The following is a 17829-nucleotide window of genomic DNA, read 5'->3' on the forward strand; positions in this document are numbered from 1 at the left end:
ATTATGCTAATATTAATTTTCCTTGGTTTACGATTCCGTAAACTTTTCCTTTTGTTTCTGTTCCCAGAAATGCTGAGTTTTTAGATTTTGATAAGATCGCCGCTTTGTTAAAAACCGCTTTTCCCTCGGGGGTGAATAAACTAATATTCGCTTTGGCTCCCTCTACGATAGGATGATTTTCGATGCCAAAAACGATTTTTCCTGAAGTCAGTTTTTCAATTACTTTTTCTAATGGTAAAATGGTCATTAAAGCACCATAAGCGCTTTCTAATCCTATAGTTCCATTTTTAGCCATATCAAACTCCATTTTTTTATGTTCAATATCCATAGGGTTATGGTCTGATGTAATCATATCAATGGTATTGTCCAATACTCCTGCGAGTAATGCTTTTCGATCTTTTTCCGTACGTAGTGGAGGAGAAACTTTAAATCGGGTATCAAAACCTTCCAGTTTTTCATCGGTCAACACTAAATGATGCACTGCTGCGCTACAGCTGACCTGCAATCCTTTTGCTTTTGCTTCTTTGATTAATTGAACTGATTTTGCAGTAGATATTGTTGGAATGTGCAACTTCCCTCCAGTGTACTCCAATAAAAATAAGTTTCTCGCAATTTGTAACTCTTCGGCTAAATTAGGAATTCCTTTAAGCCCTAATCGAGTTGAAATCACCCCTTCATTAACTACGCCTTGTCCTTTTATTTTTTCGTCTTGGGGAAATGCAATCACTAATCCGTCAAAATCCTGTACATATTGCAGAGTGATTTTAAGTAAATTAGCATTGTCTTGGCTTTTATTATAATCTCCAAAGGCAACCGCTCCACAATTTGTCATGTCGAATAATTCAGCCATATCTTTTCCTTCACTTCCTTTTGTCAAAGCTCCTATCGGAAAAAGTTGTGTAGCACTTCCAGCCGCTTTATTCTGAACAAAGTTAACTTGTGATTGATTGTCAATAACAGGGAAGGAGTTGGGTTGCAAAGCGATAGCGGTAAAACCACTTTTTGCGGCAACATTCAATCCATTCGAAATAGTTTCCCTTTCTTCAAAACCCGGTTCGCCAAGCGAAACACTACTGTCAAACCAGCCTTGTGATACATGGAGGTTGTCTAATTTTATTTCTTCGGTTTTATCTGAATTGGGAAGGGAAGCGGCTATTTTTTCTATAAAACCATCTACAACTAAAATATCCAATATCTTATTGTGAAAAGGACTTTGCGAATCGATGATTTTTGCTTCTCGGAGGATAAATTTCATATATAGAGACTGTTTTTTTTAATTCTGGATTCCAAAATCATATAATTTATTTCATAAATCGTATGATTGCCATTTCAATTACCAGAAAGAGTAATGCAAAGATAACAAACCATTTCCAAATTTGATTATCCAATCGGTTGGTTTGTAAAGTATCAAATACTTTAGCCACGGAATCAATTATTTTGTACTCGGAAAGTTCGTTCTCATTGATTGCGCTAAGATCACTTTCGGTTCTGTCGTAGTTAAAACTAATGTTTTCAACAAAATCTTTTTGGTTGTAGATTCCATAACTCCCTGCTTCTTCTGGATAATCATTAAACGTTAATTTCACCTTATCATTTATGATTCGTTGAATGGGTATAAAACTTTCAGATGAATTAGTAACGGTTAAGACCGCATCTTTTGATAGTGCCACATCGACCAAATAGGGATCTGTATTTCCGATTGTAAATGTATTTATACTTTTTGGCTGATTGTTCATTGCCATTTTATAGAAAGTGGGAACGATAAGCGGAGACTGTTGAAAATTTGAATTTGCGGTGTTGATTGGCGCCGAAAAAACATAGACGATAGAAAGTGCATTTGGTAATGCGGTTAAGAAGATACTTTGATCGTCATTGTAGAGGGCTCCTGCGTTTGTATGTGATATTGTGAATGAACCATTTGTTTTCGGATATTGGAAATTAGTAATTCGGTTTTCAAAAACAGCTTTAAACAGCGGATGACTGAAATTGATTTTAGTGATCAGTTTCTCCACCTGTTCAAAAGATTTGAGCTGGATGGCTCCAAAATTACCGAGAAACTGGTTCAGGTTTGCTGCCGTGTCTTTTTCTGAAGGGATTATGATAAGACTGCCGCCCTTTCCCACAAAAGACTTTAAAGTAGTCTGCAATGCTTGCGGAATATCATCAAGTTCATTTAAAATGATTACATCTTGTTTTTCAATGCTATTGTAATCTAATGAGCTAATAGGGGAGTTGATAAAGTTGAATTCATTATCTGTATAAATCCGACTTAGGAAGTTGCTTTTTTCGAGCTTGCCAATGCTAGTGACATTGGTCTTTTTTATTTTCGAAATAGTGAAATATAAAGTGTTGTCGTACGATAGACCATTATCAGTAATGGAAACATAACCATGGAAAGGCTGTTTTGGAATAGTAAAATTGATGCTCTTTTTTTTGGTTTCAAAGTTAACTGCCGTTTTTGCAACAAGCTTATTTTGATTATAAACGGCTATCGGTACAGGTTTAGAACCAACACCGTAATGCGATAAATCAACTGTTATTTCATAGAAATCATCAGATACTTCATTAATGTAAACGCTGTCGACAGCGGTATTGTTCTTTTGTTCTGCTTTTGGGATTACAAAATAGGGAACGTCATTTTTGTCACCGTTTTTAAGTTGTTTCGCATTAAGCCCTAAAGCGTCTGTAATAATGACAATGTCTTTTTTGAAAGCGGATTTATGTGCTTTTATTTGTGCCATGATAGGATCTAATTCAAATGGCGAAGCGCTGTACTTTAGGTTTTGAAGGGTGCTGCGAATTGATTTAATATTGGTATCCCAAAAACTTTCAGAATTTGTCAGCAAAGAAAAGTTAGTGTTTTCCGGAGTGTCTTCAAGTAGTTCCTGTATAGCCCGCTTCATTAGCTCTCCTTTTTTTCCTTTAGCCTGCATACTAAATGAATTATCTAAGATGATATAAATTTCATTTGTTGCATTTTCTTTGTATTTCGCTGCAAAATAAGGTTGGGCAAAAGCGATAACGATACAGGATAGCAATAATAATCGGCAGCTAAGAAGCAACCATTTTTTTATTTTGGAGCTCTTTCTCGTCTGTACAGACAGTGCTGATAGGAACTGAACGTTAGTGAAGTATTCTTTTTTAAAACGTCGAAATTGAAATAAATGAACCAAAATCGGTACAATCAATAGGAAGAGAAAGTATAAAATTTCGGGATGTTTAAATTGCATTCTTAAGTTGAGTTTACTGTATTGGATTATATTCGCAATGAATTTATCATCAAAAATACGAATTTGTTGACATTTGCAAGACGCTATTGTTCAAATTATTTGACGAAGTCGCTCATTTATTTATAACAAATGAAATTTTAAATGGTTTTATATTTTTCAATTGGTTTAAAACAGAGTTCGATATATTATGTATTTTAGCTTTTAAATATAATTCACGAAAATGAAAAAGCAATTTGTCTCCCTTCTTTTAGTCTTAATTTGCAGTAGTACTCAAGCCCAAGACAATAAAATTAATTTGGTTGTTGGGACGTATACTAATGGATGCGATAGCAAAGGAATTTATGTTTATGATTTTGATTCTAAGACAGGTGATTTTAATTTTAAAAACACTTCCGAAAATACTGTAAATCCAAGTTATTTGACTGTTTCTGATGATAACAGTTTTGTGTATTCCGTAAATGAAAATGGTAAGGAAAGTAAAATAAGCGCTTTCAGCTATACCCCTTCCAATGGTAAATTAGACTTTCTAAATTCTCAGAATTCGATGGGGGCAGATCCCTGTTATATTATCAATGATGAAAAAAATGTAATTGTTGCTAATTATTCAGGTGGAAATATCGCTGTTTTTGGAAAAAATAATGATGGAAGTATTGGGGAAGCCAAACAGGTGGTACAGCATTACGGGAGGGGAAGTAACGTTAAAAGACAAGAAGGTCCGCACGTTCATATGGTTCATTTCTCTCCAGACAGAAAGTTTGTTTTGTCTAATGATTTAGGGAATGACAAGGTGTACTCTTATGAATACAATCCAAACTCGGTTACCGCAGTTTTAAAAGTAAAAGACAGTTTCGCTGTTGAAGCAGGAAGTGGTCCAAGGCATTTGACATTTAGTAAAAATGGGAAGTATGTTTATCTATTGCAGGAACTTACTGGAGGTTTGACGGTCTTTTGTTATTCGAAAGGGAAGTTGAAAAAAGTGGATCAAACGACTATTTTAGCGAAAGATTTTAAAGGAGGCTTTACAGGAGCCGATATACATATTTCTCCCGATGAAAAATTTCTATATGCGTCAAACCGTGGTGACGCGAATACGATTTCAATCTTTAGAATTCTAAAAAACGGAAAATTAGAATCGCAAGGACAAACTAGTTCTCTGGGTAAAGGGCCACGAAATTTTGCAATCGATCCAACTGGAAGTTTTCTTTTGGTGGCACATCAATATACGAATGAAATTGTGATATTTAAAAGGAATAAATCGACTGGTGTGCTAACAGATTCCGGAAAAAGAATAGAGTTGTGTGCTCCGGTATGCTTGGTTTTTACTGAAAATAATTAGAAGCCAGTTTTCACTATTAATTTGTGAAAATATGTGTTTACTTTTTTTTGCTTATAAAAAAAAGGCTAAAAATGATTTTCATTTCTAGCCTTTTTTGTTTTTAGTCTTTCGACTTATGGACTCTCAAAAGTCCTATTTATTCTTGTCTTTCCTTTTCTTGTCTCTCGTTTTTAACATATTACGATTGACAGATCCATGGGTTTTTTTCTTGGTGACACCTGGTCCTCCTAAATTGACTTTCTTATTCTTTTTACTTTTTTCTTGAAAAGCCCCATCTCCCTCAAGTGTTTTCTTTTTCATTAAGAACTTAACGACTTGTCTTTCTTTTTCTGGTTCAATTAACTTTGCTGAAATTTCTACCTCTTCAGGGAACACTTCAATAGGTAATTCCATGTTCATTAAGACTTCAATTTCCACTTTTGCTTCTTCTTCTCTAGGAGCAATAAAACTAATTGCTTTTCCAGTTTTATCAGCACGCCCCGTTCTACCGATACGGTGCATGTATAATTCTGGCATCGCTGGCATTTCAAAATTAATGACATGGGTAATATTAGAAATATCTAAACCCCTAGCCATAATGTCTGTAGTAATAAGTCCTCGTAGATTTCCTTCCTGGAAGGAAGCCATCGTACTCAAACGGTAATTTTGAGATTTGTTAGAGTGAATTACTCCAAATTGATCTTCAAAATCTTCGTCAATACGACCGTGAAGCATATCTGATATTTTCTTGTTGTTTACGAAAATTAAAACACGACTCATGTCTTCATTTTCTTGTAACAAGTGTTTTAATAGATTTACTTTCGTATTAAAATTAGCTGCGTTGTAAGCAATCTGTTTAATGTTTTCCAATGGAGTCCCAGAGGCCGAAAGAGTAACTTCTTGCGGGTAATCAAAGTAGTCATTTAAAATAGCATCCACTTCATCTGTCATGGTCGCAGAAAACAGGATATTCTGACGTTTTTTTGGCATCATTGCTAAAATGGCAGTCAACTGAGTACGAAACCCTAAATTCAGCATTTCGTCAAACTCATCGATAACCAGTTTTTGCATTTCTTCAAAACGAATCACATTGTCTAATGTCAAATCCATGATTCTTCCTGGGGTTCCTACCAGTATGTCGCAACCTTGATAAATAGTTGTTTTTTGGGTATTGATGTTAACACCACCAAAAATACCAACAGTACGAACCGACATGTATTTGGTTAATTTTTCCACTTCCTCTACTACTTGAACTACAAGTTCACGAGTAGGAACTAGGATTACTATTTTTGGAGTATGTCCTGGAATAAATTTATATAATTTTAGTAAGGGTAATAAGTAGGCAAATGTTTTACCAGTTCCTGTTTGTGCAATTCCCATCATATCACGACCAGACATTATCACAGAAAAAGTTTTTTCCTGAATAGGAGTAGGGGTAGTAAAACCTAAATCGTCTATTGCTTTTTGGACTGATTTGGGAAGATTAAATTGCTCGAAAGTGGTCATAAAACGTATATTTTTTGCAAATATACGGTTTTTGAAAGTAAAGATACTAATTGGGGTTCAAACTCCTGCATTTGTAAATGAGTCTGGACTAATTTTATTCAATAGTATCGTTTTTCTATTTAAATCGAATATCCCAAGACAAAGCAATGTTATAAATCCAAAAGTAATTGCCCTGATCAAAAGTTATTTCCTGGTGGGTAATTCCAAATTGTGCTCCCCAGGCATTTTTTTTATTCGCCGAAGTAAAATAATATCCAATATTTAATTTTTGCGATTTAAGATTCACAATGGCTTCTTGATTTAAGCTAGAATTAAACTGATTGATTTCTGGCGAATAACCCATGCCAAAAGTAGCTCCGATATAATTATCTGCATCACTTCTATATTTTCTATAGGTAAATGTTCCAGAAGTACTGGTTCCATTATCACCGGGAGTAATATAAGGGCGAAACGATAAATAACTATTTCCGGTATACCAGCCTATAGAGGCTGTATAAATGGTAGTGCTAGTACTGTATTTTAAAGAACGGAATCCTAACGAGGCTTCCAGGCTATATGGTAACGATTTGTACAATTCAGCTCCATACCTTAAATCTGGAAAAAGAAAAGTATTGGCAAAGCCAATATTTAGATAGGCATAAAGTCCTTTTGCTATTTTAGGGTACAAATCAAATTCTATTTGTGTTCCGTTTTCATTAAAACGTCTATTGAAATTAAATTTACTGATGATAACCCCGTACTTTGTTTGTCGGCTATAGTTTAACGTATAATATTGCATCGGATCAAAAACTCCCGAGTACAAGTCTACGGCCGCAATTACTCCAATAGTGTTTTTTCTAAGAGTTTGATTTAAATTTGCTTTAAAGTTTATTGCATTTTCATCCTGAGGATTTTTATCCAATAGAGACTCAATGGTATTTAAGGCCTCAAGGGGATTGTTGGTGCTTTTTTCGGCAGCTGCTTTGAGGTAAATGAGTTCAGAATCTTCCGGGAAAATTTTCAATGCTTTTTTTGACATTTCTAAGGAAATAAAAGGAGATTCACTCCAGGATTCATTTTTTATAGCCGCTAGCCAGTTGGATTTATTTCCAGGGTCTTTATCTAAAACATAAGCAAACTCATTCCTTGCTTTTTTATAGTTTCCGTCCCAGGAATAGGTGGTTCCCAGAAAAGATCGGATATCGTGATAATCAGGATACTTTGTTAAAATATGCCTAAGTGTATCCTGAGCCTGTTCTCGTTGCTCATTAAAAGCAAGATTTCGGGCAGTTTCAAAAGAGGTATCTGGATTGCCGTTATAGCTTTTTTCTTGTGCTTGAATATGTAGTGCAAAACAAAAACAAAGGATAAAAGACAGTTTAGTCGTTATTTTAGTAATCATTCTTTAAAGGATTTTTTGATTTTAGGGTATTCCTTATTTTTTGGGTATTTCTTTATAATGCTATCCATTATTTTTTCAGCCTTTAGGATTGCATTCATTCGTTTGTAAGCCTGAGCAAGTTTAACCCTCAATTCGGGGTTTTTTATTTCGTTTTTTAAAGCTAATTTCGCAATTGCAATTGCTTTACTATTTTGGTCAGACCACCAGTAAACATCCATTAATGCTACGTAGCTGTCCTCATAATATGGCGTTCTTTTTACCACATCCAATAATTCAGTTTCTGCTTTTGCATAATCGCCGTCCCATGCTAATGTTCTTGCTTTTAAAGTGCGAACATCTCCGTAATTAGGAAGTTCGTTTAGAATATAGTTACATAGTAGCCTGGCTTTTTCACGCTCTTTATTAAATGCTAGTTGTCTGGCTACAAGGAAACAATCATCAAGAATTAATCCCTTGGTTAGTTTGTTAATTGTTAAAAGCTCTTCTTTTGAAAATTTAAAAGCAGGTCGAGTATAAACATTTAGAGCGTTTGGAATAATTTTGTTTTTCTTGGTTAAGTAAGCACTAAGCCTTTTGGACTCCCTTAGCGAATCCGTTATTGTTTGAAGTATGCTTTCATCATCAATTTCATTTAGTTCAAAATTTTCATCTATTTTAAAAACCTCTCCATCAGAATATAAATACTCTTTGTAAATAAAATCATTGACACTCCCTTTCGATCTCATTAAAGGAATCTGATGTATGTTTCTAAATTGTCTCGCAGTATCTAATCCCTGACTCATCCAGGTTGTCTTTTTGATTTTATCGAATGTATAGTTATTCATTAAAAAAGAGACTAAACTAGGGGTTATGTCCCAATGGGAAGAAATGGATTTAAATCGTTCCGCTTTTTTTAACATCGGACTAAAGATGAATAAAGGGACATGGAAACGCGCTAATTTATCTTTTTGACTTATTGGAATCAGTCTGTGATCTCCGGTAATAATAAAAATAGTGTTTTTATATTCGGGTCTTTTGGAGTACGCTTCCATAAAATCTTTTATAGAATTATCCGTATAAAGAAGACAGGAATAAATATCCTTGTTCATTCTGATTTGATCTGCGGAAACACCTAAATTTTTATTTGAATCGACAATACGGTCCACTTTTTTCAAATACACATTTTTTGAAGGGAAATCAAAAGGTTCGTGATTAGTTAACGTCATGATGATATCTAATCGGGGTAGTTTTTTTTCGTCTACATCAGCTAATGTTTTTCTGAATATTTCTGCATCAGGATAACCCCAAGAAAAACCACCGGAGTTTTCTTTCGTTTTAACGTAACCTTTTCCAAATTTATTAATATCGACTACATTGTCAATTTTATTGTATTCTAGGAAATTAATTTTTCGGTCAAAACTCGATTCTTCTCCGCTGAAATAGGATGTGGTATAGCCATTAGCTTTTAAAATACTGATGAGAGAAACATGCGAAGGCAATGGGTTTATTTCCAAGAAACCTTTTTCACCGTAAGGCAATGATCCCAATAAGGAAGGGATTACCCCAAATGTTCTTCCTGTATTGCTTACAAAATTTTCCCAATACAGCGATTTTGGAATTAAGGAATCCAGGAAAGGCGTAAATCCTCTTAAAGCATTATTCCCAATAAATTCAGCCCCCAACCCTTCAACAATAATGAGTACAATATTTGGTTTTTCTTCCTGAATCTCAAAGAAAGGAGATAACACATCTTTTGAGGATTTAAAAGGCTGTACCAATGGATACTCCTTCTGATAAAATAAATTGGTAGCGTTAGTGACTTTTTTTTCATTCTCAAAACGGATAATATCTTTAGTGAAAAAGTAAATTTTGTTTTGATGCAATGCTTCAGACATCTCGGGAGTAAATAGTTTTATACTTCCGAAGATAATTAGCAATGCCGCCGAAGCAATATAGATTTGACGATTACCGATGTATTTTACTGAAACTTTGTTAATGCCCAAATACAGCATGGGAAGCATGAAATAAGGGACGAAATATAAAAAGGAAAGCGATTCAGAAGCCGTAACTGTTATGTACATGTCTTCCATTGAATAACCTAAAATATCTGCTCCAAGATTTATTAAAGTAGTAAGGCTGTATTTTACTAATGAAAATTGAACCAAAATCAATAGCGAGAACAGGATTTTGATTACAACTTCTCCAACAGGTTCCTTTATGTATACGCTTCCTAAATAAAGAGGCAAAAAAAGTAACCCGATAATAGAACCAGTCCAAAAATCGTTAAGTAATTTGTAACATAAACTGACAGCCGTAGAAAAGAAGCTAACAGCATTTGATGATCTGGCAACTATTTCAAATATACTGATGATCCAAAAAGAGACTATCAGTGATAAGGTTAAATAGATATAGCTGTAGCTGTTTTTTAAGTTAAGCGTAAATTTCATGTAATAGGTTTAATTAGTATTTGAGATTCCTTTTCTGGTCATCGCTCCCCATTTCTTTTTTTTATTGAAATAGTAATCAATATTTCCCATTACAGCAGAATACAATATAAAGGGGTGAATGACAAAAGGCTCTAAGAAAGCCATCTTTACCATTTTGAATCCTGTTCCCTTTTTTTTGTATTGATGATAAGTAAGTTCTTCAGAAATTATGGCTATTATTGAAAATAATACAGTGAACAAATAAGCTAAAAGTATAAAAGCGATAGTGTAATCCCATCTGACTTTACCATAAGAAATAAGAAGAGTAAAATAGAGCAGACCCAGCAGCTCTATTATCGGAGCCATTCTTTCAAATAAAAACCAATATGGGTAGCTTAAGACTCCCATGGCGCCGTATTTCCGATTAAAACCAATTTTTCTATGTTTGCGTAGCGTTTCTATAGTGCCGCGAGTCCATCGGTTTCTCTGGGATGTAAATGTTTTGTAATTGTCAGGAGCTTCAGTCCAGCAGAGCGGATCGGGAATGTAGGCCACTTTATACTTCGGTTTGTTTTCCAGCTCTTCCATATACCGCCTCATACGAACAATGATTTCCATGTCTTCTCCCACAGTATTGATGTCATAGCCTCCAACTTTAATTGCTATCTTTTTATCAAATAATCCAAAAGCACCTGAAATAACTAGTAAGCCATTTAACCTGCTCCATGCCATTCTACCTAATAAAAAAGCTCTTAAATATTCCAGAATTTGCCCTTGTAACATCATCTTTTTAGGAAAGTTGACGTGAAGTAATTTACCCTCTTTAATAATACAAGAATTTGCAATTCGGATTACTCCTCCGGCAGCGATAACTTTTGTATCGGTCGTTTCTAAAAAAGGTTTGATTAATTTAAGGAGTGCATCTTCAATCAGCAGACAGTCTACATCTATACAAGCAACATATTTGTTGGTACTTATGTTCAATCCCATATTTAAAGCATCAGCTTTTCCACCATTCTCTTTGTCAACAATGATCAATTTTTCAAATGCCGGATTAGTTGATTTGTATATTCCGTTCCGTAGCGGTTGCGTAGGTATTTGTTCATTAATTAGGAAGTCTACTTTAACCAGGTTGTAGGCTTCAATAAGTTTCTCCAGACTATCATCTTTACTTCCGTCATTTACTATAATTACATCGTAATTGGCGTAATGGCATGAAAGCAAAGACCTAACGTTTTCGATAATATTTAAGCTCTCATTGTAAGCAGGAGCAATAACGGAAATAGAAGGTGAAATGTTTGATGACAATATTTTGTTATAGTTAACAAAACTGTTCTTTTTCATGTAACCGATACTCTCAACGATAGATATAATCCCCAGAACAACATAAGAGCTTATAATAGTAAAACTATATAGGAAAAATAAAAAGCGAAGAATAAGGATCGTGTTTTCTATTAAAAGTAATTAATTGGATTCTACATAATTAATAATTTTAACAAATTCAGGATCAGATGATAGATCTTTAAAACTATTGAATTCCTCAAGATTTAATTCTTTTAGGATTTTAAGTGCTGAGAATTTAATTTCGAAATTTTGGTTTAGGATATTATCAAGAATAAATGGTTTGTCTGTCGATTCGTATGTTTCCTCCATCATTGTGAAAAAAGCGATTTGTTCTTCTAAATCGAGTGTGCTAAAATTTGCTTTTAAATTAAGTTTTGCCTCCATAATATTCAGATGGCTGATAACATGGATTACTTCAACCCTTACATTTAAATTAGGATGCTGTAAAAGAGCGATAAGTTCGTCTTTTGCACCATATTGGTTGTAGATTTTAGCCAGTTTTAATGAAAAGAGGACTACAGATTCGTTCGATGACTTTAACCAAGAATTTATATCAGTAATTTCCTGGTTTTTAAATGACTGCAGTACTTCCAGCAATTGAATTTGATCCCATTCTGATATTGGGGTTTTGATTTCATTCAAATAGTCTAAGCCTTTAAAATGAAATAAATTAACAAGGTACAGTTGCATTTCACTGCGGACTTCGCTTTTTGGGTGGTTTATGTGCTCTTTAACTAAATGTTGAACTTCCTTTACTTCAAAAAGGGTAAGTTCTCTAATTCCTTTGGCAATTAAATTCCATTTTTTACTTTTTATTTTGGATAGGGTATAGTCTAATAAACCGGTTTGGATATAAAGTTTATTAATGGATTCAGCCATCTCTCCAGAAATCTCATAGCTTAGTTTCAACATTGTTGAAATTAAAATATCTTTTCTATAGGCTTTGTAAGTTGCTTTTTTTAGGTCATCAATAATGGTTAGTTGATCTGAACTGATTTCAGCAATATCGGCTTCGCCTGCATATAAATAGGTTATAACAGAAGTTTCAAATTCTTTTTCTACTTTATGTTTTGACTTTTCGTTTCTGCGTAAAGTACTTCTTAAATATTTCAGGTACAGTGTGATTGCAATAACCAATACGACCAGGACAGCTATGAAAACCCAAACCAATTCGACGATTAAAGCAGATTTTTTAAAAAGTTCAATAAAATAATTACTGCTAACCATATAATTTAAACTAAAATTCGTTTTACCCGGTTCACCAATTCATTGGGGCTAAAAGGTTTACTCATAAAATCATTAGCTCCTAATTTGAAGGCTTTAAGCACTATTTCTTCCTGCCCTGACGCTGAAAAAACAATGATGGGGGTTTTATCGTTTAATTTATTACGAACATGACTGATTACCTCTAAACCACTGATAAACGGCATCATGATATCGGTTAGGATCAATTGGGGATTGTGTTCTTCAATTAACGCTATCGTTTCTTTTCCGTTTTCTGCTATTAAAAGCTCGTATCCTTCTTTTTCTAACCGAAACTTAAGTAGTAACGATAGCATTGAGTTGTCTTCGGCCAGTAAAATTTTTTTCATGTCAATTTAGTATAATAACTTTAGCTCAATATTGATTAATTATTCTACTATTGTATACGTAATGGTTTTCGTAATGGTTTTTATTATTTTAAATAAGTTTTTATTTCTTTTATAAAATATTTAGTTCGATAAAAAGAGTTTGATCTTAAAAAGGCGTCAAGATTTTGATCTTTATTTAAAGCGAAATTAGTGTAATTTCCTTTAGAAAGTACGATTAAGTGTTAAATATATCGGTGAATGACATTTTAAAGATATTTTATTAGGAATAAAACTATTAAATAAATTAATCACACATTTTTCAGGCACTTTTAAATCAAAAAAAAGCTGGAGAAGTGGTGAAAATGAATGCTAAAGAATAGCGGTAACATGTACCTTAAAAACCTTCAAAAACACCAAGGCCAAAGAGTGCAAAATCATATTTTACAGGGTCATTTGGGTCGATTTTCCGAAGTTTAGAGTCTAATTCAGCCACTGCTTTGCCGTCATTTTGTTTCCGCGTTAACAACCCCAGTTTTCTGGCGACATTACCGGAATGTACATCCAAGGGGCAAGATAAGACTGAAGGGGGAATGCTTTTCCATATTCCTAAATCAACTCCTTTATTATCCTGGCGACACATCCATCTTAAAAACATATTGATACGTTTTGCAGCAGAGCCGTTCATGGGGTCTGAAACGTGTTTTTGGGTACGGTATTGGTGTGGGATTTCAAAGAATGTCTTCTTGAACTCAGAGATACTTTTTTGCATCGATGCAGGTTCTTGATTTTTAGAGAAAACAGCTTCGAGGCCGTCGTGATTTTGGTAGATGTTCTGGAGACTTTTTATAAAACTACTGAAATCTTGTCCGTTAAATGTACGATGCACAAAAGTTTCTAATCTTTGTAAATCATCTTCAGAATGTGACATCACAAAGTCAAAAGGGGCATTTCCCATCAAATCAATCATGCGATGGGAATTTTTGATAATCATGGTACGATTTCCCCAAGCAATTGTTGCACTAAGAAAACCCGCGATTTCAATATCTTCTTTTCGAGTAAAGAGATGCGGTATTTGTACCGGATCACTTTCAATGAAATCGAGTGTGTTGTATTGAAGTACTTTTTCGTCGAGAAAAACTTTAAGTTCTGATTTCTTCATTATTGGAACTGGATAACAGGGATTAAAAGAGATTTACTCAAATTGTGGACGAATTACTAATACTAGCAAATAAGCTTAGCCCAGATAGAAGTGAAAATCCTTTTTATTTCGTTTTTTGGACGAGATAAAAAGATTGTAGCGCATAGCTGGAAAGAGCTCCTAATTGCTAATTTGGCCATCAACCATCACCAGTTTTCTGTCGGCCATATTTGCTAATTCCTCATTATGTGTTACAATAACAAAAGTTTGACCAAATTCGTCACGTAATTTGAAAAATAATTGGTGCAGGTTTTCTGCTGATGCGGTGTCAAGATTGCCGGAAGGCTCATCTGCAAATATTATGGCGGGTTTGTTTATTAATGCCCGTGCCACTGCTACTCGTTGTTGTTCCCCTCCGGAAAGTTCATTGGGTTTATGGCTCAGCCTGTGCGATAACCCAAGAAAATCTAACAATTTTTTTGCTTCAGTTTCAGTTTCTTGTTTGGGTTTATTAGCAATGAAGGCTGGAATACACACGTTTTCTAACGCTGTAAACTCAGGTAGTAATTGATGAAATTGGAAGATAAAACCAAGATTTACATTTCTAAATTTGGATAGGCTTTTATCATTCATCGTTAGAATATCTTCATTGTTGATACGAAGTTCTATTCCATTTTCGATCGAAGGCTTGTCCAAAGTTCCAAGGATTTGTAAAAGCGTTGTTTTACCGGCTCCGGAAGCGCCAACAATAGAAACAATTTCTCCTTTTTTAATATGTAAATCCACTCCTTTTAAAACATGGAGTTGGTCGTAATATTTGTGCAAATTTTTGGCATATATCATAAGAAGGTATTTCTGCAAAGAAACAAAGATTTATATGAATATTAAATGGCAGACAAAATAATTTTCATGACAAAAACTATAAAAATTAGTTAATAAGAAATAGGGGAGTCTGTTTAATAACCTAAATTTGAATTATTATTGGTTATTACGTGCAGAGGAAATTCAGAACTTTTATCGGTACTGGCGCTAATTTCATATTAATCGAAATAAAAAGAGGTTGTTTTACCTCAAATTAAAGAATCTAATACAATGGAAAATCAAGAAGGAATAAAAGAAGGAATAGAAGTAGCTACGTTTGCAGGAGGTTGTTTTTGGTGTACAGAAGCCGTTTTTTTAGAATTAGAGGGCGTACATGCTGTCATATCAGGTTATATTGGCGGTAAGACAATTGATCCAACCTATAGGGAAATATGCAATGGAGACACTGGTCATGCGGAAGCGATCGAGATCAGTTTTGATCCTGAAAAAATCGGATTTGGAGAACTTTTAGAAATATTTTTTGCCACACACGATCCGACTACGTTGAATCGTCAAGGTAATGATGTGGGTACACAATACCGCAGTGAAATATTTTATCACAACGAGTTGCAGAAAAAGATAGCAGAGGACTACATTTCTTTAATGACCACTGAGGATACCTTTGGCAAGCGCATTGTTACTAAGATTTCGCCGGTGTCAAAATTTTACCAGGCGGAGGAAGTGCATCAAAATTATTACAATGATAATAAATCGCAAGGCTATTGTTCTTACGTGATTACTCCCAAAATAGATAAATTAAAAAAAATGTATAAAGATAAACTTAAAAAATAATGGAGAAAGAGGTCATGGTCATTAGCGGAAGTACTAAAAAAAGAAATTTATTTTTAGGTATTTTGTTTGATGCCGTGGGAATGTTGTCCTTTACGGTGCCCATGCTTGGTGAGTTTTCAGATGTTATTTGGGCACCGGTGGCAGCTTATTTGATGACCAGAATGTATAAAGGAACGGTAGGAAAAGTGGGTGGAGTTGTAGCGTTTATTGAAGAAATATTTCCTTTCACTGATTTTATACCGTCTTTTACCTTAATGTGGATTTATAATTATATTATAAAAAAAGAGCGAATGAGTTAAGTTGGTCTATTCTTTAAAAAGAAAACCCAACCCCATACTTTTTAGCATTTTCTTCTCAAATGCCCAAAAGAATTTAAATTGACCCAAAAGGAATCCTATTAACACCAAAAGTACTTGGTACAAAGGAAAAATTATAAGCAAACGAACCGGTGTATACCAATATCCGAAGTCTTCTTTCATAATTCCCAACCAAAAACAAACGGGTTTTGATAACCATGCTGAAGTAGAACCAGTTATTGCAAAGACGATAAATATAATTACAAGTTGAAAATTGGATGTAATTTTCCAACGTTTTTTTAATTCCTTCATTTTTATTTATAATGATTACAAATATAGTAACATTATCTTGGAGGAACATAACCAAAAAGTTTTTGTTTATAGGTATTTTGAAAATAGACCATATAGTTGTAAATTAAATAATTGACCTCATATCCATAATCAACATTTTGATTATAGTTAATAGTCATCTCGTACAGACTCGTATTGTAACGGAAAGGTTGTAATACCCTGCTGTTCCATTCGCTAATCCACAATATGTTTTTGTTTTCTAAATAAGATTGAGAGTGATAAAAACGCGGGAAAGACCTTGATGCTAACCAGGTATTGAAACCAGGGTCAATTATGATTACTTCGTATTCCAATCCTTCATTGGCAATTCGTATCGTATCGTTAGTGGTGGGATTTGGATTTTCTGCTTTCGAAACAACTGATTTTGAAGTAGTGCAGCCAATTATGATAGCCAGCATAATCAGTACTATGTAAATCTTGTTTTTCATGGTGAAATTTTGATTTATAAAGTTACGTATTAATTAGTTAAAGACTAGGGTATTAAAAAAAAATGGATTCATTAAACGATGTTAATGAATCCATTTTGGCTGTATGATTTAAAATGATTAGCTCAATAAACCAATTATTTGTGATGCTAATTCAGTACCGATTCTATCTTGTGCTTCTTCGGTTGCGGCGCCAATATGTGGAGTCAAGGAAACTTTAGGGTTCATTAAGATTGTCATTTCTGGTTTTGGTTCGCTTTCAAAAACGTCTAAGCCTGCGAACAATACTTTTCCGCTGTCTAACGCTTTTACTAGAGCTACTTCATCAATAACACCTCCGCGAGCGCAGTTTACAATACCTACACCATCTCTCATGATAGCTAGTTCTTTCTCTCCAATGATGTAACCATCTTGAGCGGGAACGTGTAAAGTAATAAAATGAGCTTCTTTAAATAAAGATTCTAATGGTTGAGAGACGATTGTCGTTGAGATGGATTGTCCGTCAAAAAATTCTACTTTAACGTCAACTTGACCAATATAACTGTCAGCGGCAATAACTTTCATACCTAATCCAAGAGCCATTTTTGCAGTCGCCTGACCAATACGGCCAATACCAACTATTCCAAGTGTTTTTCCTCTTAACTCAATTCCGTTAGCATATGCTTTTTTCAAACCGTCAAAGTTTGAATCTCCTTCGAGAGGCATAGTTCTGTTAGAATCATGCAAGAAACGTACGCCAGAAAATAAATGAGCAAATACTAATTCTGCCACTGATTCTGATGATGAAGCAGGAGTGTTGATAACGTGAATCCCCTTGCTTTTAGCATAATTCACATCAATATTATCCATCCCTACACCGCCACGACCAATAATTTTCAACCCTGGGCAAGCATCAATAATATCTTTACGGACTTTAGTGGCACTTCTTACTAAAACTACATCTACGTTGTTTTCGTTTATAAAGTTAGCTACCTGTTCTTGGGCTACTTTCGTTGTGATTACTTCAAATCCACCTTTTTCTAAAGCGATAATTCCACTTTTTGAAATTCCGTCATTTGCTAATACTTTCATTATTTTATTTCATTTCGAGGAACGAAATATTATCGTCCTTCTATTTTTGTGTTGTTTTTCTGGAGCTATTCCCGCTATTCGTTACAATACACCTCGTTAAAAGTTAAAAAACGAGATAGGATTTTCACTACTATCGGGGCTAG

At 34.3% G+C, this 17829-nt stretch carries 16 protein-coding genes; 3 read left to right on the forward strand and 13 right to left on the reverse strand.

Annotated features, from left to right (window positions below):
• Position 1 precedes the first annotated feature (1 nt).
• Both CXF59_RS08445 and CXF59_RS08450 read right to left on the reverse strand, forming a co-directional pair.
• Positions 2-1255 (reverse strand): dihydroorotase family protein, encoded by a 1254-nt coding sequence (locus CXF59_RS08445; protein WP_101137377.1) that lies wholly within the window; start codon positions 1253-1255, stop codon positions 2-4.
• A 46-nt stretch (positions 1256-1301) separates the two neighbouring features.
• Positions 1302-3230: a BatA domain-containing protein gene (locus CXF59_RS08450; RefSeq protein WP_101137378.1), complete on the reverse strand. Its 1929-nt coding sequence runs from the start codon at positions 3228-3230 to the stop codon at positions 1302-1304.
• A gap of 220 nt (positions 3231-3450) precedes the next feature.
• On the opposite strand from CXF59_RS08450, the gene CXF59_RS08455 reads away from it, so the two are divergent.
• Positions 3451-4566 carry a lactonase family protein gene (locus CXF59_RS08455; protein WP_101137379.1) on the forward strand — a complete coding sequence of 372 codons (1116 nt, stop codon included), beginning with the start codon at positions 3451-3453 and terminating at the stop codon, positions 4564-4566.
• Positions 4567-4698: 132 nt separating this feature from the next.
• Here CXF59_RS08455 and CXF59_RS08460 read toward each other — a convergent pair whose 3' ends face one another.
• From CXF59_RS08460 to CXF59_RS08495, 8 genes are all read right to left on the reverse strand, one after another.
• Positions 4699-6051 (reverse strand): DEAD/DEAH box helicase, encoded by a 1353-nt coding sequence (locus CXF59_RS08460; RefSeq protein ID WP_101137380.1) that lies wholly within the window; start codon positions 6049-6051, stop codon positions 4699-4701.
• A gap of 115 nt (positions 6052-6166) precedes the next feature.
• Positions 6167-7432, reverse strand: a complete 1266-nt coding sequence (locus CXF59_RS08465) for a YaiO family outer membrane beta-barrel protein (RefSeq protein WP_101137381.1) — start codon at positions 7430-7432, stop codon at positions 6167-6169.
• The gene (locus CXF59_RS08470; protein WP_101137382.1) at positions 7429-9858 is read right to left on the reverse strand and encodes an alkaline phosphatase family protein; all 2430 of its coding nucleotides are present in this window, start codon (positions 9856-9858) and stop codon (positions 7429-7431) included. Before CXF59_RS08470 ends, CXF59_RS08465 begins: the two co-directional genes overlap by 4 nt.
• A gap of 9 nt (positions 9859-9867) precedes the next feature.
• Entirely contained in the window at positions 9868-11181 is a 1314-nt protein-coding gene (locus CXF59_RS08475) for a glycosyltransferase family 2 protein (protein WP_101137383.1), read from the reverse strand.
• A 120-nt stretch (positions 11182-11301) separates the two neighbouring features.
• Entirely contained in the window at positions 11302-12408 is a 1107-nt protein-coding gene (locus CXF59_RS08480; protein WP_101137384.1) for a hypothetical protein, read from the reverse strand.
• 5 nt (positions 12409-12413) lie between these two features.
• Positions 12414-12773: a response regulator transcription factor gene (locus CXF59_RS08485; protein WP_101137385.1), complete on the reverse strand. Its 360-nt coding sequence runs from the start codon at positions 12771-12773 to the stop codon at positions 12414-12416.
• A 373-nt stretch (positions 12774-13146) separates the two neighbouring features.
• A complete protein-coding gene (locus tag CXF59_RS08490; protein WP_101137386.1) occupies positions 13147-13911 on the reverse strand; it encodes a TIGR02757 family protein in 765 nt (254 codons plus the stop codon).
• Between the two features lie 159 nt (positions 13912-14070).
• Positions 14071-14733, reverse strand: a complete 663-nt coding sequence (locus CXF59_RS08495) for an ABC transporter ATP-binding protein (protein ID WP_101137387.1) — start codon at positions 14731-14733, stop codon at positions 14071-14073.
• A 249-nt stretch (positions 14734-14982) separates the two neighbouring features.
• Between CXF59_RS08495 and msrA the strand changes: the two genes are divergently transcribed.
• Together msrA and CXF59_RS08505 are read left to right on the forward strand one after the other, a co-directional pair.
• Entirely contained in the window at positions 14983-15543 is a 561-nt protein-coding gene (gene msrA, locus CXF59_RS08500; protein ID WP_101137388.1) for a peptide-methionine (S)-S-oxide reductase MsrA, read from the forward strand.
• Entirely contained in the window at positions 15543-15842 is a 300-nt protein-coding gene (locus CXF59_RS08505) for a hypothetical protein (protein WP_101137389.1), read from the forward strand. Before msrA ends, CXF59_RS08505 begins: the two co-directional genes overlap by 1 nt.
• A 6-nt stretch (positions 15843-15848) precedes the next feature.
• Here the strand turns inward: CXF59_RS08505 and CXF59_RS08510 are convergent, their stop codons facing one another.
• The 3 genes from CXF59_RS08510 to CXF59_RS08520 all read right to left on the reverse strand — a co-directional run bounded on the left by CXF59_RS08510 (position 15849) and on the right by CXF59_RS08520 (position 17686).
• Positions 15849-16151, reverse strand: coding sequence for a DUF6787 family protein (locus tag CXF59_RS08510; protein WP_101137390.1), 303 nt, complete (start codon positions 16149-16151; stop codon positions 15849-15851).
• 32 nt (positions 16152-16183) lie between these two features.
• Complete coding sequence (locus CXF59_RS08515; protein ID WP_101137391.1) at positions 16184-16618, reverse strand: DUF6146 family protein; 435 nt, start codon at positions 16616-16618, stop codon at positions 16184-16186.
• Between the two features lie 117 nt (positions 16619-16735).
• The gene (locus CXF59_RS08520; protein ID WP_101137392.1) at positions 16736-17686 is read right to left on the reverse strand and encodes a D-2-hydroxyacid dehydrogenase; all 951 of its coding nucleotides are present in this window, start codon (positions 17684-17686) and stop codon (positions 16736-16738) included.
• Positions 17687-17829: the final 143 nt, after the last annotated feature.

The sequence above is a fragment of the Flavobacterium sp. ALD4 genome, assembly GCF_002836475.1.
Taxonomy (GTDB): Bacteria; Bacteroidota; Bacteroidia; order Flavobacteriales; family Flavobacteriaceae; genus Flavobacterium.